Genomic DNA, 17,645 nt, shown 5'->3' on the forward strand with positions numbered 1-17,645 from the left:
GACCAGTTTATTAATCAGCTGCCAGTGCCAGCGCGACCGCCGCTTCGGCATGGATGGCAGTGGTGTCGTAGAGCGGCACCGCCGCCCGGGCATCGCCCACCAGCAGGGCAATCTCGGTGCAACCGAGGATCACCGCCTCGGCACCAGCATCCACCAGCGCCTCGATAATGGCCAGATACTCGGCCCGCGACGATTCGCGGATCTCCCCCAGACAGAGCTCGTCATAGATGATCCTGTGTACCCGCTCCCGCTCAGCTTCGGCAGGCACCAGCACCGCCAACCCGAAGCGATCCTGCAAGCGCCCTTTGTAAAAATCCTGCTCCATGGTGAAGCGGGTGCCGAGCAGGCCGACTCGGGTGATCCCGTCAGCCCGCAATTTGGCCGCGGTGGCATCGGCGATATGGAGCAACGGGATATCGATGGCGGCCTCAATCTCGGGGGCGACCTTGTGCATGGTGTTGGTGCCGATCAGCAAGAAATCGGCGCCGCCATCCTGCAACTTGCGCGCCTCCGCCGCCAGCAAACGAGCGGTAGCGGGCCAGTCACCGGCATGCTGCAACCGCTCGATACCGGCAAAATCGACGCTGTTGAGCAGCACCCGCGCCGAGTGCAAACCGCCTAGCTGTGCCCGCACCCCACGGTTGAGCGCCTGATAGTAACTGACGGTGGACTCCCAGCTCATGCCACCCAACAGACCGATACATTTCATAGGAACTCCTTCATTCCAAGGGAGGGCAGAACCACGCCACCTTGCAGGCAAGGTCACGCAGGCGAGATAAAAAAGGCCCCGCAGGGCCAACAAGACAGCCGGTAAAGGCCCGGGTCAACCCCGGGCTAAATCCAGATCATCCCGACACAGGCGGCCGTCGCCAGCCCCATGCCGAGATTGAAACGCCGCCAACCCCGGGCAGTGCGAATGATTTGCCGCACCTGGGCACCAAACAACACCCAGAACGCCCCGGTGTAGAGGCCGGTAATAAAGAAGATCACCAACACCCAGAGCGCGGAGGGCCAGTAAGCCTCCCCCGCCAGAGTGAAACCGCTGATGGCGGAGAGCGCCATCATCCATGCCTTGGGGTTGAGCAGTTGCAGCATGGCCCCCTGATGGGCGGGAATGAGCGGCCGGTTGCCCTCGGCCGGGCCGCTGGCGGTCGCCACCTTCCACGCCAGCCAGAGCAGATACGCCGAGCCGATAATCTTGAGGCCATCGTGCAGCAGCGGCACCTTCTCGAACACCACGCCAAGCCCCAGCGCGGTAGCGAGGATCATCAGATTGATCCCCCCCACCACCCCCACCAGCAGGGGAATCGTGCGACGAAAACCCTGCGCCGCCCCGGCGCTGGTGAGCAACATATTGTTGGGCCCAGGCGTGCCGCAGGTAACCAGGGCAAACCCCGCCAGGGGCAGTAACCAGTTCAGATCCATCTCAACCTCTTGTCGATGCAACGCCCCCGTTATGGGGAAAGCCTTCTAATATGCAGAGCCAACCCCTTGGCGACAAGTCAGAAATGCCTCTTTCTCGGCCACCTCCCCCATCAGCGCAACACGACTCAATACCAGAGCATCACCACGCAGAGCGCCGTCAGCAGACCGAGAGAACCGTTGAGTCGCCGCCAGCCCCGATCCGAGCTGATCCAGTTGCTCAGCTGATGGCCGAACAGTACCCAGACAAAGCAGACCGGCAGGGCCACCAGCACAAACATAACCATCACTGCCAGCTGACTCGACCAGTAACTGGCGCCGGGCAGGCTGAACAGACTGATGGCGGAGATCCCCATCATCCACGCCTTGGGATTGAGGAACTGAAAGCCCAGCCCCTCCAGCATGGTTAGCGGACGGGCGCACCGGGCCGGATCCCCCGGCGCCCCGGCCACCGCGATACGCCACGCCAGCCAGAGCAGATAGAGGCTGCCGAAGATCTGCAAACCGAGGCGCAACAAGGGCCAGCGCTCGAACAGCGGATAGAGCCCCAGCGCCAGCACCAGTTGCAGCACCGGCTGCCCCAACCCCACCCCGAGCAGATGTGGCAGGGTGCGGCGCACCCCGAAGTTGGCGCCGGAGGCCGTCAGCATCAGGTTGTTGGGCCCCGGCGTACCGCAGGTGAGTACGGCAAAACCGAACAGGGTGACATACCACTCCATCGTCATATTGTGACTCCTTACTTGCCACATTGTATCGATACAATGTGTGCTATTTGGTTGTTATCAGGTTGAAATTCACGCTATATTGACAACAAATTTTGATCAATGGATTTATTGTCACCATGACAATCTGGACACCCGACCTTGCGGCCTTCGATGGCCCCCTCTACCTCAAGCTGGTCAAAGCGATCGAACAGGGGATCGCGAATGGCGAGCTGCCACCGCAGACCCGATTGCCTACCCACAGATCCCTGGCGGATCGCCTAGGCGTCACCGTCGGCACCGTCACCCGCGCCTACAGCGAGGCGGAGCGGCGCGGCCTGCTGGCCGCCCGGGTGGGCCACGGCACCTGGGTCAAGGGAGCGAACACAGATCCCGCCAATGAGTGGGTGATCCGCCAGGAGGAGGGGCACCGCATCGAGCTGTGGCAGAACCTGCCGGTGCAGCTGGATCGGGCGGCCATCATTCGCCCCATGCTGGGGGAAGTGGCGGACGGGGATCTCAACGCCCTGCTCGGCTACGACAAGGAGGCGGGACGACCGGATCAGCGCCAGCAGTTCGTCAACTGGCTGGCGGAGCAAGGGGTAGCCTGCAGTGAGGATCGCCTGCTGTTCAGCCACGGCGCCCAGCACGGCATCATGCTGGCGCTGCTGGCTACCCAGTGCGTGGGGGAGACCATCCTGTGCGAGGGGCTGAGCTACCCCGGTATGCTGGGCAACGCCCGCCAGCTGAAGAATCAGGTGGTGGGGCTCGCGATGGACGAGGAGGGGCTGCTGCCCGAAGCGCTGGACGCCGCCTGCCGCACCCGCCGGGCCAAGCTGCTCTACCTCACGCCAACCCTGCAAAACCCCACCACCGCCATTATGAGTCTGGCGCGGCGGGAGGCCATCGTCGCCATCGCCCGTCGCCACGATCTGCTGATCATCGAGGATGACGTCAACGGCCTGCTGCCCCAGCAACCTGTGATCCCTCTGGTCAATCTGGCGCCGGAGCGGGTCATCTATCTGGGCAGTCTGGCCAAGATCGCCTGCGGCGGCCTGCGGGTCGGCTTCGTGCTGACGCCCCCTGCCCTGCGCAGCGCCTTCGCCCAGACCATGCGGCTGTCGAGCTGGATGGTGAGCCCGCTGCTGATCGAGCTCGCCTGCAAAATGGTCAGTCAGCGCCAGATCATGCCGCTGGTCGAGCAGCAGCGGGAGATCCTCAAACGCCGCGGCGAACTGCTGCGCCACCTGCTGCCTGCCGCCCGCTGGCAGCCGGGCAGCATGCACGCCTGGCTGCCGCTGCCGGAGCCCTGGCGCAGCCAGCAGTTTGCCGCTGCCGCCGATGCCCTTGACGTTGGCGTGGCGAGCGGGGAACACTTCGCCGCCGGTCAGTTTGCCGCTCCGCAGGGGGTGCGCCTGAGCCTGAGCCAACCCGCCACCGACGCCCGGGTCGGCGAGGGGCTGGCCCGTCTGGCCCAACTGCTGCAGGGGACGCCCCCCAGCAATCCCCTGCTATAGTCAGGGCCAACCGACCTGACCTTCACGCTTCATCGTCATAGCCAAGGAGATGCCGTGCCCCCCATCAGAGCCGCCCTGCTGCTTGCCACCCTGTTGCTGGGTGGCTGTGCCTCGTCAACGACCCACCAGCAGCTGGGGGCCGCGCTCAATGGACTGGAAGGGGAGTTGCAACAGCTGGAAGAGGAGCTGGCGGCGATGAACGGCCTGCACTATCAAAAGGCGATCGATGCGCCGCTCAGTTTGCGCCGCGCACTCGGGGCGCCGCAGCCCACCCCAGAGGGGCTGGTGCCGGTGGCCAGCAAGCTGGAAGATGGGCCACTCCTGCGCTATCAATACCGACTGCCAGCGGGGATGGCGAGCCTACCTCAGGACAACCTCTGCCAGCGCTACGAATTTGAACTGCGCCATCTAGGCCGCCTCGGCAAGCTGGAATTAAGCTGGCAGGGGGAACAGGGGAGTGGCTCACACCAGATCCGTCAAACAGAGTGTGTCTTTCTCACCGAAGCACATAAATCCCGGTAACCGCCTATAATGCCCTTCCTCGTCTCGCGCCGACTACTGTCACTTTTCCTCCCCCGCAGAGTTGTCGCCATGTTCCTCTTGGGTCTAATCTGATCTACTCGTGGAGTATTGAAAGGACGCGTGCATGACGATACTGCTGCTCGAAGAGGATCCACTGCTCCGTAGCGCCATCACCCGGGAACTGACCGAACAGGGTATCCCTGCTGAACGGATCCACCACCACAGCCACCCGGGTCAGGAACGCAGCGGTCTGCTCACCCTGCTGCAACAACAGCCATTCGATGCCATTGTCTGCCAGCAAAATAGAAAACTGGGCCATGACGGCGCCCGCCTGCTGCATGAGGCACACTACCTCGGCCTGCTGCAACCCGCCTGCGTCCTGTTGTTGCTGGATGCGGACCAGAACGAGCAGGATTTTCTCCCCTCGGACCTCTACTTCTCCCTCCATCTGCCACTCCCCTTCATGGCAGGAGAGCTCACGACTGTGCTCAAGCAGTTGGCACAACTGAGCAAAATGACCCACACCCTCGCCCCTCCGGCCCTGCTGCGGGAGTGGAAACTGGCGACCGCACTCTGTGAAGACCTGCTCTATCAACGGGACAACCGCCCCCTTGCCCCCTGGCTGGATCGGTTCAAGGGCTACCTGCTGCTGCAATCCAGCGAACAGCTCACTGCCGCTCAGCATTATGCCCTCTGCGCCAACGAGTATCGGGCAAGCTGGCCAAGGGTCGGACTGTTTTACGCCATGTTGGGATTGGGCAAACTGCAGAGTGCCGAAACTGACTTGCAGCGTCATCAGGCCATATTGCCGACCGCCACCCGACTGGAGCTGCAACTCGCCAGCCAGCTGCACCAACATCAGTGGCAGGCAGCCTGGGAGACCATGGTGCAGCTGCAGCAAGTCCGCCCTCATCAACCACGCTGGCATCAGCTGGCCATGATTCTGGGACTGTTACAGCAAGACGAGAGGAAGGTACTGGAACAAGCCAGCACCCTGAATCTTCACTATTTCAGTGAGCTGCGCGTCCGGTTGGCCATCGACCACTTCATGATCAATGCCATGCTGGCGGTACTGTGGCATGCACCGTCCAGCAACCGGATCCGCTCCCTGAAACAGGAGTGGACCCACCTGCAGCGAACAGTGAACCTGCCTCCCCAGGAGTACGAGCTGCTGCAAGCACTGATGCAGGGACTGGATTACTGCTTCGACGAGGCGTTGATCCTGATCGCCCACCATCAACCCAACCAGGCGAGCGAGAACCATCTCACCCTGTTGTTGGGCTTTGCCGTCTGTCAGTTTTGTGGCCTGCCCCATCATGCCCAGCGTTATCTCGCCCAACTGGCACACTACCGTGACCGTGTCGCGCCCCACCCACTGACCCGTAAACTGTTTCACCATCTGCTAACGGAACTGGGCCAACGGTTGACGACGCGGGAGCAGCGCCTGACCAGCTTGCGCCAGACCCGCCATCAGGGGATACAAAAAGGTGATTATCAACTGGCTCTGCAGGCCGGCTTGCAGTTGCTGGAGGAGTTCCCTGCCCTGCCCGGCGATGCCTGGCAATTGCTGGAACTGCTGCAACACAGCTGGCCGACGGGCATGGCTGCCCCTAAGGTAGCGCTGCTGGTCGATACCCTGGAGCGGCGCCTCAAGCACAGCCCTGCGTTTCTGGATCAACATGCCCAGCAGTACCAGCGTACTCTGCAGGAGATCCGCACCCACTTGCAGCCGCACCTCTCCGGCAGTGGCCCATCCAGCCTGGCCAAGGGGCCCCCGGAGTCATGATGAAGCAGCAGGGGGTGCACTTACCTGCGCCACCAGCCACCACATAGAGAGAGGGGAGCCTTGGCTCCCCTCTATTCATTTCGTGTACCCTTATGGGCCTCAAGGACGGGCACAAGCAGCTACGGTGACAGATGACTGTTATGTACCCGGGCTCAGCCCAGTGCATCACTCTCCAGCGCCGCCTTGAGAAAATCTTTCCAGCTGATAATGCCGACCAGGGCGCCATTCTCCAGTACCGGCAGGCAGGAGACCCCCTTCTCCAACATCAGCTTGACGCCGTCGCGCACGGTGAGATGGGGAGCGATGGTGACGAGCTGACGACTCATGATCTGGTGCGCCCGCTTGTTGAGGGTTTCGGTATCGCGGCTCATCTCGGCTTCGGAGTCGAGATAGGGGCTGATGGCGCGGAACAGATCCCGATCCGAGATGACCCCTACCAGCTCCTCCTCTTCCAGCACCAGCAGGTGGCGAAAGTGTGCCTGCTCGAAGATATCCCTGATGACTCGGAGTCGATCATCCATTGAAACGGTGGCGACCCGGGTCGTCATAATATCCCTGATATGCATGCTAACCTCCCGTAACCAAACTGGTTTCTCTGTTATGGCATGTTTTTGCAGCGCCAGCCAGTGGCCAGCCCTTCGCTACAGTGCAAATCAGCGTCATTTCACGTAAGATCCGCGCCAGTTTTTCTCCTCCATTTTGAGCAAGCAGATCCCACCCATGATAGTTGCCAGTCAAATCGAACTGATCCGCGGCGGCCGCAAGCTGCTGGACAACGCCTCCGCCACCATTCACCCCGGCCACAAGGTGGGTCTGGTGGGCAAAAACGGCTGTGGCAAGTCCACCTTTTTTGCACTGGTACGGGGCGAGCTGGCCATCGACAGCGGCACCTTCAGCCTGCCCGCTGGCTGGCAGATTGCCGGCGTGGCGCAGGAGACCCCGGCGCTCGACTGCTCCGCGCTCGAGTATGTGATCGACGGCGACAAGGAGTTCCGCTCGCTGGAAGCACAGCTGGTACAGGCCGAGCAGGATGACAATGGTCTGCTGGTGGCTGAGCTGCACGGTCGCCTCGATACCATAGGCGCCTACAGCATTCGCGCCCGCGCCGCCGAACTGCTGCACGGCCTCGGTTTCAGCGATGAGCAACTCGGCTCGCCGGTGCGCAGCTTCTCCGGTGGCTGGCGCATGCGCCTGAACCTCGCCCAGGCGCTGCTCTGCCGCTCCGATCTGCTGCTGCTCGATGAACCGACCAACCACCTGGATCTCGATGCGGTGATCTGGCTGGAGAAGTGGCTCAAGGGCTATCAGGGCACGCTGGTGCTGATCTCTCACGACCGCGATTTCCTTGATTCGGTCATCAGCCGCATCATCCATATCGAGAACGGCAAGCTCAACGAATACACCGGCGGCTACTCCGACTTCGAACTGCAGCGCGCCGAACAGCTGGCCCAGCAGCAGTCGATGTACGAGAAACAGCAGCGGGAGATGTCCCACATGCAGGCGTATGTGGATCGCTTCCGCTACAAGGCCTCCAAAGCCCGTCAGGCCCAGAGCCGCCTGAAAGCGATGGAGCGGATGGAGAAGATCCTGCCCGCCCACGCCGACTCGGAATTCAGCTTCGAGTTTCGCGAGCCCTCAGCCCTGCCGACCCCGCTCATCGCCATGGAGAACCTCAGTGCCGGTTACGGCGACAAGGTGATCCTGGAGAAGATCAAACTCAATCTGGTACCGGGTTCGCGCATCGGTCTGCTCGGCCGCAACGGCGCCGGCAAGTCCACCTTTATCAAGATGCTGTCGGGCTCCAACCCGCCGCTCTCCGGCAAGCTCGAAGTGAGTGCCGGGGTGAGCATCGGCTACTTCGCCCAGCATCAGCTGGAGACCCTGCGTCTCGACGATTCCCCGCTCGATCATCTGGCCCGCCTCGCGCCGGACAAGACCGAGCAGGAGCTGCGCAACTATCTGGGCAGCTTCGGCTTCCACGGTGACAAGGCGCTCGACAAGGTAGCCCCCTTCTCCGGTGGTGAAAAAGCGCGGCTGGTGCTGGCGCTGATCACTTGGCAAAAGCCCAACCTGCTGCTGCTGGATGAACCGACCAACCACCTTGATCTGGAGATGCGCCACGCCCTCACCATGGCGCTGCAAGGCTTCGAAGGGGCCATGGTAGTGGTCTCCCACGACCGTCACCTGCTGCGCACCACCACAGATGACTTCTATCTGGTGCACGGTGGCCGGGTCGAGCCGTTCGACGGCGATCTGGACGACTACCACAAGTGGCTCGGCGAGCAGGAGAAAGAGGCCAACGCCAAACCGGCCGATGGCCCCGTCTCTGCCAACTCGGCAGTGGCGCGCAAGGATCAGAAGCGGCGCGAGGCGGAGTTCCGCCAGCAAACCCGTCCCCTGCGCCAGAAGCTGGAAAAGCTCGAAACGAGCATGGAGAAGCTGCAAGGCAAGCTTGGCGACATCGAGAGCCAACTGGCCGACCCCGCCATCTACGAAGAGAGCGCCAAGAACAAGCTCTCCGAACTGCTCAAATCCCAGGGCCCCCTCAAGGAGCAGCTGGAAGAGGTGGAGCTGGAGTGGATGAGCCTCTCCGAAGAGCTGGAAACCATGGAGCAAGCCTTCTTTGCGTGACGAACAGCTGATGGCCAGCGAGCGGGTCGCGGTCCACGAATTGCCGACTCCGATCGGCTTCTGGCACTGGAGCGGCAAGGTCTATGGTGAGCGCAGCCAGGATTGGCTCACCGTGCAGGAGCAGGGGGGCAACGTCAATCTGGCGCTGCTGCTGCACCGGCTCGATCAACTCGGCATCGTGGTCGATCTCACCGATCTGCAACCGGCGCTGGTGCAGACCGAGGCGGTGCTGACCCCGTGGCGCGCCCTGCGCCAGAGCGCCAAGACGCGGCTCGACGAGCAGCAGTATCAGTCGATGCTGGCCCACGAACTGGAGCTGGAGCGGCTGCAACAGGGCGTCCTGTTGCAGACCCTGCGCAGCCTCTCCCTGTTTCGCGGCAACAGCCGCAATTTGTTGAACTATCTATCGTTACTGGGTGCCCAGCAGGGCCCCCTCAGAGATCTAATATGCTGAGCTACCGCCACGCCTTTCACGCCGGCAACCATGCCGACGTGCTGAAACACGCCGTTCAGGCCCTGATCATCGAGTCCCTCAAGAAGAAGGAGAAACCCTTCATCGTGCTGGACACCCATGCCGGTGGCGGTCTCTACGACCTGCGCGGCGACTGGTCCCAGAAGAAGGCCGAGTATGCCGACGGCATCGGCCGCCTGTGGGACGAGCGGGCCCAGTGGTCTGCCATGGCCCCCTATCTCGGCGTCATCGAAGAGATGAACCAGAACGGCGAGCTGCACTACTACCCCGGCTCGCCGGAGCTGTCGCGTCGCCTCACCCGCGAGCAGGACAAGCTGGCGCTGATGGAGCTGCACAACAACGAGGTCGAAGACCTGCGCGCCAACATGGGCTATGACCCCCGCGTCGCCGTGCACCACCGCGACGGCTTCGAGGGGCTGATCGCCCTGCTGCCACCGACCCCGCGCCGCGGGCTGGTGCTGATCGATCCGCCCTATGAGCTCAAAGAAGATTACTTCGCCGTGGTCGACACCCTGAAAAAGGCGCAGAAACGCTGGGCGACCGGCATCTACGCCCTCTGGTATCCCATCCTCGGGCAGGAAGCGGACAAATCCCGCGACATGCTGCGCGCCATCAAGCGCGAGAACTTCGGCAACGTCCTGGTGGCCGAGCTGGAAGTGGCCGGTCAAACAGCCGACTGGGGCATGAACGGCTCAGGCATGCTGATCATCAGCCCGCCCTGGATGCTGGAAGAGCAGATCGAAGCCTTCCTCAAACCGCTCTGTGCCAAGCTGGTACAGGGCGCCGGCGCCCAATACAAGGTCGAGTGGCTGAACAAGGCCGAGGATTAATCCCCCGCCCCTACGGCGCTCACCGAGTTCAAAAGCAAAAGTCCCATCACGGGGCTTTTGCTTTTGGGGCGGCCGGTGTGTGCGGCAGCCTGAACCTGTGCGTCAACCGCAGCGCGCCCTATGAGCGGGCGGGCAGATCCTGTTTCAGCGCAACCAGCAACAAGGCCAGCAGGCCAAAAGGCGGAAACAGACAGAGCAGGGAGCAGATAAGGGTGATCAGCGCCGGATGCTCGCTCTTGCGGCGCGCCAGTCTCCAGGCGATGACGCCGACGATGACCATCAGCAACGCAATGAACTGGCCAAGCAGGGTGGCATTGATATTCATGAAAGATCCTTTTTCATGGGCAAGTGTGAAGAACCTGTACTTTATCGCCTTGGTTGCGATTGGCAACCGCTGAACCACACCGGCCACTCGCCCGTTGATAGGTTCTTTCTATCCTGGCAATAGATGAGAATAGTTTTCATTTAATCTCATTTCGGCGGATACTCTCATCACCAACAGAGGGAGCCGCCATCATGAAAAAGACCATCAGCTTTGCCATCCTGCACTTCGGTGTCGCCTTTACCGTGGCCTACCTGCTGACCGGTGAGCTGCTGACCGCCAGCCTGATCGCCCTGATCGAGCCTGCCGTCAACACGGTCGCCTTCTACTTTCATGACCTTGGCTGGCACAAGCTCAAGCCAAATCACAGCCTGCAGGCCAAGACCAGCAGCTTCGCGGTGGTCCATTTCTCGGTGGCCTTCGGGGTTGCCTTCCTGCTGAGCGGCGAGCTGCTCACCGGCGGCGTGATGGCGATGATCGAACCGGCCATCAACACCGTGGTGTTCTTCTTCCACGAGCGGCTGTGGCGCGCCCGCAGTCAGCAACTGGCGCTGGCCTGATCGACTGGGCAACCCGCCTCCCCTTTATCGCGGCCACAAAAAACCCGACATTCCGGCGAGGAGTGTCGGGTTTTTCCGCTTGGCAGCTATTCAGCTGTGCAAGTGGGCTCAGCTCCCCTGCTGCATTGCCCTGTAGAGTGTGCTGTAGTAGGCAGATATACCCTCCTCATTGCTGGAATCTATCGATGAACAAGACCTTGCTTGCCACCCTGCTGTTTGCCCCTCTGCTGGCCAGTGCCGCAACCCCTTCCTTTGACTGCACCAAAGCCTCCGGGTCGGTCGAAACCCTGATCTGCAAGGATGCCGGACTGGCCGCCCTTGATAACGAACTGGCGGCCCTCTACCCCAAGGCGATTGCTGCACTCTCTCCCGAACAGCTCAAGACCGAGCGCGCCATGCAGCGCGGCTGGATCAAGGGTCGCAACGACTGCTGGAAGGGACAGGATCTGCGCCAGTGTGTGGAGGATAACTACCTGCTGCGGATCACCGAACTGCAGATCAGCGGCGGCCAGCTGATGGTGCCGGCACCGGTCAACTACCAGTGCGGCAAGAGCGTCACTCTCTCCACCTACTTCTATAACGATGCCAAGCTGCCCGCCGCGGTGATCAACCTGAGCGAGGGCGACAAGCAGCAACAAGTGCTCGCCTATGAAGCCCCCAGCGCCAGCGGCGCCCGTTATGAAGGGCAAAATCTCACCTTCTTCACCAAGGGGGACGACGCCACGCTGGAGCGTTACGGCCAGCCAACCCTCACCTGCATGGAAAATCCAACCAAGGGCTGAGGCTCATAGGGGCGGCTCGTCTTGCCGCCCCCCACCTTGACTAGATAGCGATATCCAGCGGTTTTCCTTCCCGCACAATCCGCAACTTGAGCGACCCCGGCTTGCCGGTGCTGAGCAGCTCACGCACCTTGTCGATCTCGAGGGGACGATAAGCCACCCCGTTGATCTGTTCCAGAATGTCGCCGTTGGCCAGACCATAGGGGGCAAGATCCCGTTCGTCGCTGTAGTAGACCTGCAGATGCTCGCCATCAAAACGCACCCCTATATTGCGCAGGATTGGGGGCACTTTGCGCGCCAGGCTGTCAGCGTCGTAGCAGAACATCATCCGCCCGGGCATGATCGCAAAGCGATTGAAGCGGTTAACAAAATCCAGCCCCAGACCATACTGCTCATTGCTGTTTTCCGACACGCGCAGCTCACCGAGCTGGCGCTCATCAAAGTGCAGGCCGGTGAGGATATGTTCACGCCCCTCCACCATACCGCTGGCGTCCACCCCTTTGCGTGGCATCGCATCTTCGCCAGAGATCGCCTTCTGACTCACCATAAAGTCGATAAAGACATGGTCGGCATAGCTCTGATCGGCCCCGGTATCCAGATACATGCGCACGCTGCTCTCACCGTGGGTCAGATACACGGCCGGGGAGCGGTTGTAGCTGTCTTCATAGCCGATGCAACGCTCGAACGTGGCTGCCGACGGTGCCGTCAGCGAAGCCGTGAGCTGATGCCTGTCACGATCAAACACCCAGTTGAAACGGCGGATGGTGTCGATCCCGAGGATGCCATCGATACGGCTGCCAAGAGACTGGGAGAAAAGATCGAAATCAACGGTTGCCCACAGATCGCTGTCATCAATGGTGACCGACCCCACCGAGAAGGGTTGCGGCTCAACAAAGCCAAGCTGCTCGCTGCCCAGTTGGCTCGACACGCTGCTCACAGTGGCAAAATCAGCCTGATAGGCCCTGGGCAATTCGCTTAAGGTCAGCGCCTTGAAGCGGCTGGCCAAACGACGATCGATAAAGGTGATACTGGCCCCGGTATCGAGCAAAAACTGGTACTGCTCACCAGCGATGGTGACGGGGATCAGGGGCGCACTTTCGTAATGCACTGTCAGCACAGGGCCGGGAGCATTGTGCTTGGTGGATGAATCCGGGGCTGTGCAGCCTTGGACGACGAACAGGGCCAACATGGCCAGCGCCACTTTGAACTGCGACTTCATAACTCTCCTTCCCGATAGCAGATGCCCCCCCGCAACGCCACCGCATAATGCTATCTTGTTGATTTATAGATAAATAAGCTATTTCAGCGGGGGATGCGGACAATAACAAAGAGTTTTATGCTGCTTCAAGCCAGATATGACCATGAATATTCTATGGGGATAGTTCAAGAATGGTTGTTCACGCTATCTCGGCGCGTCATCAATCGCGGGTGACATTTGATTAATTTGTTGATCTTGCACAGAAATTCTCAATATTGAGCTTTCTCTCCACAGCGCCATGGTTAATATTGCCATTTGGCAACACTTGCCTCGTCGGAGTCTCCCATGAGCCATGCCAACCCCATCCCGTTGGTGAAACGCAGCAGACTGGAGGCTGAAATTCAGGGGCGGTAGCCATGCCATATCTCGCTCGGTCCCTTTTTGATCCAAACAAACTGACCGGCAAGCCACTGACTCATCCACAACATGCCAATCAAGGTGGTGTATGGAAACACAAACCCTGCATCGTGGTCGCTTGATCGACCATATCCAGCTGGTGGTCAAAGATTTGGTCGCCAGCCAGCGCTTTTATACGGCCATTCTCACCACCCTCGATATTCCGCTGGGCGGCACAGGTGAGGGCTACTTCTGGGCAGACGAACTGTTTGTCACCTCTGTCGACAGCCCCGCCGCACTGGGAGTGTTGACCGGTCGCCACCATCTCGCCTTTCAGGCGCAAGACAGCGCCATGGTGGATCGCTTTTATCAGGCAGCACTGGCCAATGGCGGCAAAGATAACGGCGCCCCCGGTGAGCGTAATTATCACCCCGGCTACTACGCAGCTTTTGTCCTCGACCCGGACGGAAATAATATCGAAGCGGTTTATCACGGTGAGGCAAAGCGTAGTGCTGGATCGGTGGAAATTTGGTTTTAGAATGAAGGTGAATTTATGCTCTTCTCATAGCGCTGCAGCAGCGCTAAGCCTTGTTTAAGATTGTGGGCATCCCCTAAATGCATTTAACGAGGTGTATGTATTTTTGAAGGAACATTTATGTCTATTGAAGTAATTAAAGAACAAATATTTCACTTTTTATCCACAGAACAACCCGAAGTTATGGCTATCAAAGGCGAGTGGGGGGTTGGGAAAACTTTTAGCTGGAAAAAATTCCTTGAAGAGGCCAATTCTGGAGGAATAATAAAGCTGGATCGCTACTCCTATGTTTCGCTCTTTGGTATCAATTCATTGGATGCCTTTAAATATACAATTTTTGAGAATGTTATAAAACGAGAGATTATCGGCACTGATGCTAGCATTGAAACATTTAAGAATAATACGACAAGCCTAATCGAATCGATAGGTAGAAATTCTTTTAGTTTCTTTAAAGGCGCACCAATCATTAAGTCTTTCACTCCGGCGATTGAAGCTATTTCTTTCTTATCATTGAGTAACATTATAATTTGCATTGATGATCTAGAAAGAAAAGGAAAAGGTTTGGATATAAAGGATGTTTTAGGATTGATGTCACTACTAAAAGAGCAAAAAAAATGCAAAATAGTATTGCTTCTAAATGATGGAGAAACAGGTCTAGAAGATTATGAAAAATATCGAGAAAAGGTAATAGACATTGAGCTTTCATTTAATCCTATTCCAGAAGAATGTGCATCTATTGCTTTTTCTGAAAAAACGCCAAACTATTCTAGATTAAGAGAATTAACTGCTAGTTTAGGCATTAAAAACATTCGCATTCTGAAAAAAATTGAGCGATTAGTTACCCTATCAATTCCTCTTACTGAAGACTTCGAACCAGAAATAGCCGATCAAGTTATGCACTCGTTAGTGTTATTTTCATGGTGCTATTTCTGTTCAAAATCAAATCAGGAAATACCAACTTTAGAGTTTATTACTAGCAAAAGCTATGCATTACTCGGCATAGGTGATGAAGATGTCAATGAACAACAAAAAAAATGGCAAACCATACTTCAATCATATAATTATCAACTTACTGATGAACTTGATTTATTAGTTGCCAAAGCCGTCAAGACAGGTTATTTCACTGAAGATGAATTTATATTGGAAGCATCAAATAAAAACCAACAACTAATAGCATCCAAAGCTGAGAGCTCATTTTCTGATGCTTGGCGACTCTATCATGACTCATTTAACGACAATGCTGATAAAGTAATTCATCGCTTATATGAAAGTTTCAAGAAAAACTGTAAATACATAACTCCAGTTAACTTGCACGGCACTGTCTCACTATTTAGAGAATTAGGTGAAAATGATAAGGCATCTGAAATAATTGATCTATATATAGAGAATAGACGAGATGACCTTGAAATATTCAACATGGAGGAAATTAATACCTTTGGCGATATTAAAGATCAGGAGTTAATAAGTAAATTCAACTTCGTTTACAATCAAAAAACCATTACTAAAACCGCAAGAGAAGTATTAAATGACATAGCAGACAAAAATGGCTGGGGCCAAAAAGATGAAATTATATTAGCCAATACATCGACTGATGAATATTACGATATATTTAAATCTGAGACTGGTCGTAATTTATCATCCTTTGTAACAACTTGTTTGAGATTTGGCCAATTTGGTAATGCGAGTGAACAACAAAAAGAGATCTCTAGAAGAGCCTCCGAGGCACTACGAAAAATTGCATCAGAGAGTAAAATTAACAGAATGCGAGTGAGAAAATTTGGTGTAAAAACAGATTAGTAATAATCTACACAGATATTGTCATTACCTGACATGGGACATCAAAATAGTCCGTATCCCGTAGGTTCGATTAGCGAAGCATAATCGGACGTTCGCGGTCACAATATGTCGTGATAGCACCAATTGCCTTTAGAGACCGACTTTCACGCTGTCTCATTTTTTACCTGTATCTTTGCTGGCGTAACACATCCCAAGGAGATTTATGAAGCCAGACTTAACCGGCACTCGGATTGTACTGCGCACCATTGGCCCGCAGGATGCTGCCGATCTGTTCGAGATTTATGGCAATCCACTGACCATGGAGTTTGCCTCTGATCCCTGCTTTACCTCTCCCGTCATGGTGGCGCAGATGATGGCGAGCGTAGTTCGGCTGGAGCAAATGGGGGAGTCGCTGGAGTGGGCGATTGTCGAGCGGAAGAGCAATAAGGTGATCGGCACCTGCGGCCTGCACAGTTTCAGTGAGGCGGGCCGCTGCTGCGAAGTGGGCTGTCTGCTTAATGTGGCCTATTGGCGCAGAGGGTTTATGTCGGAAGCGCTGGGATTGCTGTTCGCCCATGCCAGCAAACTGGGAGTCACCTGCCTCACCGCAGATATCGATGCAGATAACGTCCGCTCTATCGCCCTGTTTGAAAAGCTGGGCTTCAAGGCGCATGCAGGGCGCTATCAGCGCACGCTCCCCTTTGTCTGACCCGAGACCAGAGCCACAACGCCCTCGCCTCTCAGGCCATTGTGGCAAGGCTCAGGCATAAAAAAACCGGAACCCAAGGGTTCCGGTTTTTTTCATTCCAGCCGAGGCTGGCAAACCAGCAAATTAAGCCTGGTTTTTAACTTCTTTCAGACCGCGGAAAGGAGCTTTGGCACCCAGAGCTTCTTCGATACGGATCAGCTGGTTGTACTTGGCAACACGGTCAGAACGGCTCATGGAACCGGTCTTGATCTGGCCAGCAGCGGTACCAACAGCCAGGTCGGCGATGGTCGCGTCTTCGGTCTCACCAGAGCGGTGGGAGATGACGGCAGTGTAGCCAGCGTCTTTGGCCATCTTGATGGCAGCCAGAGTTTCGGTCAGGGAACCGATCTGGTTGAACTTGATCAGGATGGAGTTGGCGATGCCGTTGTCGATACCGCGCTTCAGGATCTTGGTGTTGGTTACGAACAGGTCGTCACCAACGATCTGGATTTTCTTGCCCAGTTCAGCAGTCTGGTAGGCAAAGCCTTCCCAGTCAGATTCGTCCAGGCCATCTTCGATGGAGACGATCGGGAACTTGGTGGTCAGGTCAGCCAGGAAGTCGGAGAAACCGTTGGAGGTGAAGACACGGCCTTCGCCTTTCAGGTTGTACTCTTTCTTCTCTGCGTCGTAGAACTCGGAAGCAGCGCAGTCCATAGCCAGGGTGATGTCGGTGCCCAGTTTGTAACCGGCAGCGGCAACGGCTTCAGCGATAACTTCCAGCGCTTCGGCGTTGGATTTCAGGTTCGGAGCGAAACCACCTTCGTCACCAACTGCAGTGTTGTAGCCCTTGGACTTCAGCACTTTGGCCAGGTTGTGGAACACTTCTGCGCCCATGCGAACGGCTTCTTTCAGGGTCTTGGCGCCAACCGGCTGGATCATGAACTCCTGGATGTCGACGTTGTTGTCGGCGTGCTCACCACCGTTGATGATGTTCATCATCGGCAGTGGCATGGAGTAAACACCCGGGGTGCCGTTCAGCTCGGCGATGTGGGCGTACAGCGGCATGCCTTTGGCAGCAGCGGCAGCTTTGGCGTTAGCCAGGGAAACAGCCAGGATGGCGTTGGCGCCGAACTTGGATTTGTTCTCGGTACCGTCGAGGTCGATCATGATCTGGTCAACGGTGGCCTGGTCCTTGGCATCTTTACCCAGCAGAGCTTGAGCGATCGGGCCGTTTACGGCTTCGATGGCTTTCAGCACGCCTTTACCCAGGAAACGGCTCTTGTCGCCGTCACGCAGTTCCAGCGCTTCGCGGGAACCGGTGGACGCGCCAGACGGAGCGGCTGCCATACCAACAAAACCACCTTCCAGGTGAACTTCGGCCTCAACGGTCGGGTTACCACGGGAGTCGATGATTTCACGACCGATCACTTTAACGATCTTGGACATGTGTATTTCCTCAGGTTTCGTAAAAAAACAACAAAAATATGCCAAAAAAAGCGGCTGTGGCACA

Annotated in this window: 18 protein-coding genes; 11 read left to right on the plus strand and 7 right to left on the minus strand. The window is 57.4% G+C overall.

The features are described 5' to 3' along the window. Window positions 1-10: 10 nt before the first annotated feature. The 3 genes from G5306_RS15360 to G5306_RS15370 all read right to left on the minus strand — a co-directional run bounded on the left by G5306_RS15360 (window position 11) and on the right by G5306_RS15370 (window position 2,147). Window positions 11-709, minus strand: a complete 699-nt coding sequence (locus G5306_RS15360) for an aspartate/glutamate racemase family protein (RefSeq protein WP_421313102.1) — start codon at window positions 707-709, stop codon at window positions 11-13. Window positions 710-834: 125 nt separating this feature from the next. After that, window positions 835-1,425: a LysE family translocator gene (locus G5306_RS15365; RefSeq protein ID WP_040068358.1), complete on the minus strand. Its 591-nt coding sequence runs from the start codon at window positions 1,423-1,425 to the stop codon at window positions 835-837. A gap of 125 nt (window positions 1,426-1,550) precedes the next feature. Further along, the gene (locus G5306_RS15370) at window positions 1,551-2,147 is read right to left on the minus strand and encodes a LysE family translocator (RefSeq protein ID WP_216952008.1); all 597 of its coding nucleotides are present in this window, start codon (window positions 2,145-2,147) and stop codon (window positions 1,551-1,553) included. A 116-nt stretch (window positions 2,148-2,263) separates the two neighbouring features. Between G5306_RS15370 and G5306_RS15375 the strand changes: the two genes are divergently transcribed. The 3 genes from G5306_RS15375 to G5306_RS15385 all read left to right on the plus strand — a co-directional run bounded on the left by G5306_RS15375 (window position 2,264) and on the right by G5306_RS15385 (window position 5,948). Next, entirely contained in the window at window positions 2,264-3,640 is a 1,377-nt protein-coding gene (locus G5306_RS15375; RefSeq protein ID WP_216952009.1) for a PLP-dependent aminotransferase family protein, read from the plus strand. A 54-nt stretch (window positions 3,641-3,694) separates the two neighbouring features. After that, window positions 3,695-4,162 (plus strand): hypothetical protein, encoded by a 468-nt coding sequence (locus G5306_RS15380; protein WP_421313103.1) that lies wholly within the window; start codon window positions 3,695-3,697, stop codon window positions 4,160-4,162. 124 nt (window positions 4,163-4,286) lie between these two features. Further along, entirely contained in the window at window positions 4,287-5,948 is a 1,662-nt protein-coding gene (locus G5306_RS15385; RefSeq protein WP_216952011.1) for a hypothetical protein, read from the plus strand. A gap of 152 nt (window positions 5,949-6,100) precedes the next feature. Here G5306_RS15385 and G5306_RS15390 read toward each other — a convergent pair whose 3' ends face one another. Continuing rightward, window positions 6,101-6,514: a CBS domain-containing protein gene (locus G5306_RS15390; protein WP_227341361.1), complete on the minus strand. Its 414-nt coding sequence runs from the start codon at window positions 6,512-6,514 to the stop codon at window positions 6,101-6,103. 154 nt (window positions 6,515-6,668) lie between these two features. Between G5306_RS15390 and G5306_RS15395 the strand changes: the two genes are divergently transcribed. Genes G5306_RS15395 through G5306_RS15405 form a run of 3 tightly spaced genes read left to right on the plus strand, consistent with a single transcriptional unit; the run spans window position 6,669 to window position 9,881 of the window. Then, window positions 6,669-8,579, plus strand: a complete 1,911-nt coding sequence (locus G5306_RS15395; protein ID WP_421313104.1) for an ABC transporter ATP-binding protein — start codon at window positions 6,669-6,671, stop codon at window positions 8,577-8,579. Beyond that, window positions 8,572-9,033, plus strand: a complete 462-nt coding sequence (locus G5306_RS15400; protein ID WP_005343337.1) for a DUF2390 domain-containing protein — start codon at window positions 8,572-8,574, stop codon at window positions 9,031-9,033. The genes G5306_RS15395 and G5306_RS15400 overlap by 8 nt, the downstream gene beginning before the upstream one ends. After that, window positions 9,027-9,881: a 23S rRNA (adenine(2030)-N(6))-methyltransferase RlmJ gene (locus G5306_RS15405; RefSeq protein ID WP_421313105.1), complete on the plus strand. Its 855-nt coding sequence runs from the start codon at window positions 9,027-9,029 to the stop codon at window positions 9,879-9,881. The genes G5306_RS15400 and G5306_RS15405 overlap by 7 nt, the downstream gene beginning before the upstream one ends. A gap of 118 nt (window positions 9,882-9,999) precedes the next feature. Here G5306_RS15405 and G5306_RS15410 read toward each other — a convergent pair whose 3' ends face one another. Beyond that, on the minus strand, window positions 10,000-10,206 hold the full coding sequence (locus G5306_RS15410) for a hypothetical protein (RefSeq protein WP_005354562.1): 207 nt from the start codon (window positions 10,204-10,206) through the stop codon (window positions 10,000-10,002). A gap of 191 nt (window positions 10,207-10,397) precedes the next feature. On the opposite strand from G5306_RS15410, the gene G5306_RS15415 reads away from it, so the two are divergent. Continuing rightward, on the plus strand, window positions 10,398-10,763 hold the full coding sequence (locus G5306_RS15415; RefSeq protein WP_042084552.1) for a DUF2061 domain-containing protein: 366 nt from the start codon (window positions 10,398-10,400) through the stop codon (window positions 10,761-10,763). Between the two features lie 185 nt (window positions 10,764-10,948). After that, window positions 10,949-11,545 (plus strand): MliC family protein, encoded by a 597-nt coding sequence (locus G5306_RS15420; protein ID WP_047439463.1) that lies wholly within the window; start codon window positions 10,949-10,951, stop codon window positions 11,543-11,545. Between the two features lie 40 nt (window positions 11,546-11,585). On the opposite strand, the gene G5306_RS15425 is transcribed toward G5306_RS15420, so the two are convergent. Further along, a complete protein-coding gene (locus G5306_RS15425) occupies window positions 11,586-12,761 on the minus strand; it encodes an aspartyl protease family protein (RefSeq protein WP_421313106.1) in 1,176 nt (391 codons plus the stop codon). A 484-nt stretch (window positions 12,762-13,245) separates the two neighbouring features. Between G5306_RS15425 and G5306_RS15430 the strand changes: the two genes are divergently transcribed. From G5306_RS15430 to G5306_RS15440, 3 genes are all read left to right on the plus strand, one after another. Then, a complete protein-coding gene (locus tag G5306_RS15430) occupies window positions 13,246-13,674 on the plus strand; it encodes a VOC family protein (protein WP_421313107.1) in 429 nt (142 codons plus the stop codon). 117 nt (window positions 13,675-13,791) lie between these two features. After that, complete coding sequence (locus tag G5306_RS15435; RefSeq protein ID WP_148611513.1) at window positions 13,792-15,468, plus strand: hypothetical protein; 1,677 nt, start codon at window positions 13,792-13,794, stop codon at window positions 15,466-15,468. A 202-nt stretch (window positions 15,469-15,670) separates the two neighbouring features. Further along, window positions 15,671-16,156 (plus strand): GNAT family N-acetyltransferase, encoded by a 486-nt coding sequence (locus G5306_RS15440; protein ID WP_421313108.1) that lies wholly within the window; start codon window positions 15,671-15,673, stop codon window positions 16,154-16,156. Window positions 16,157-16,279: 123 nt separating this feature from the next. Here G5306_RS15440 and eno read toward each other — a convergent pair whose 3' ends face one another. Continuing rightward, the gene (eno, locus tag G5306_RS15445; protein WP_005335583.1) at window positions 16,280-17,581 is read right to left on the minus strand and encodes a phosphopyruvate hydratase; all 1,302 of its coding nucleotides are present in this window, start codon (window positions 17,579-17,581) and stop codon (window positions 16,280-16,282) included. Window positions 17,582-17,645 lie beyond the last annotated feature (64 nt).

This window comes from Aeromonas sp. 603404, from assembly GCF_049171775.1.
Classification (GTDB): domain Bacteria; phylum Pseudomonadota; class Gammaproteobacteria; order Enterobacterales; family Aeromonadaceae; genus Aeromonas; species Aeromonas veronii_A.

Coding starts and splice junctions, on each gene's coding strand:
- G5306_RS15360 (WP_421313102.1), bottom strand. CDS start 709: ATGAAATGTATCGGTCTGTTGGGTGGCATGAGCTGGGAGTCCACCGTC.
- G5306_RS15365 (WP_040068358.1), bottom strand. CDS start 1,425: ATGGATCTGAACTGGTTACTGCCCCTGGCGGGGTTTGCCCTGGTTACC.
- G5306_RS15370 (WP_216952008.1), bottom strand. CDS start 2,147: ATGACGATGGAGTGGTATGTCACCCTGTTCGGTTTTGCCGTACTCACC.
- G5306_RS15375 (WP_216952009.1), top strand. CDS start 2,264: ATGACAATCTGGACACCCGACCTTGCGGCCTTCGATGGCCCCCTCTAC.
- G5306_RS15385 (WP_216952011.1), top strand. CDS start 4,287: ATGACGATACTGCTGCTCGAAGAGGATCCACTGCTCCGTAGCGCCATC.
- G5306_RS15390 (WP_227341361.1), bottom strand. CDS start 6,514: ATGCATATCAGGGATATTATGACGACCCGGGTCGCCACCGTTTCAATG.
- G5306_RS15395 (WP_421313104.1), top strand. CDS start 6,669: ATGATAGTTGCCAGTCAAATCGAACTGATCCGCGGCGGCCGCAAGCTG.
- G5306_RS15405 (WP_421313105.1), top strand. CDS start 9,027: ATGCTGAGCTACCGCCACGCCTTTCACGCCGGCAACCATGCCGACGTG.
- G5306_RS15410 (WP_005354562.1), bottom strand. CDS start 10,206: ATGAATATCAATGCCACCCTGCTTGGCCAGTTCATTGCGTTGCTGATG.
- G5306_RS15415 (WP_042084552.1), top strand. CDS start 10,398: ATGAAAAAGACCATCAGCTTTGCCATCCTGCACTTCGGTGTCGCCTTT.
- G5306_RS15420 (WP_047439463.1), top strand. CDS start 10,949: ATGAACAAGACCTTGCTTGCCACCCTGCTGTTTGCCCCTCTGCTGGCC.
- G5306_RS15425 (WP_421313106.1), bottom strand. CDS start 12,761: ATGAAGTCGCAGTTCAAAGTGGCGCTGGCCATGTTGGCCCTGTTCGTC.
- G5306_RS15430 (WP_421313107.1), top strand. CDS start 13,246: ATGGAAACACAAACCCTGCATCGTGGTCGCTTGATCGACCATATCCAG.
- G5306_RS15435 (WP_148611513.1), top strand. CDS start 13,792: ATGTCTATTGAAGTAATTAAAGAACAAATATTTCACTTTTTATCCACA.
- G5306_RS15440 (WP_421313108.1), top strand. CDS start 15,671: ATGAAGCCAGACTTAACCGGCACTCGGATTGTACTGCGCACCATTGGC.
- eno (WP_005335583.1), bottom strand. CDS start 17,581: ATGTCCAAGATCGTTAAAGTGATCGGTCGTGAAATCATCGACTCCCGT.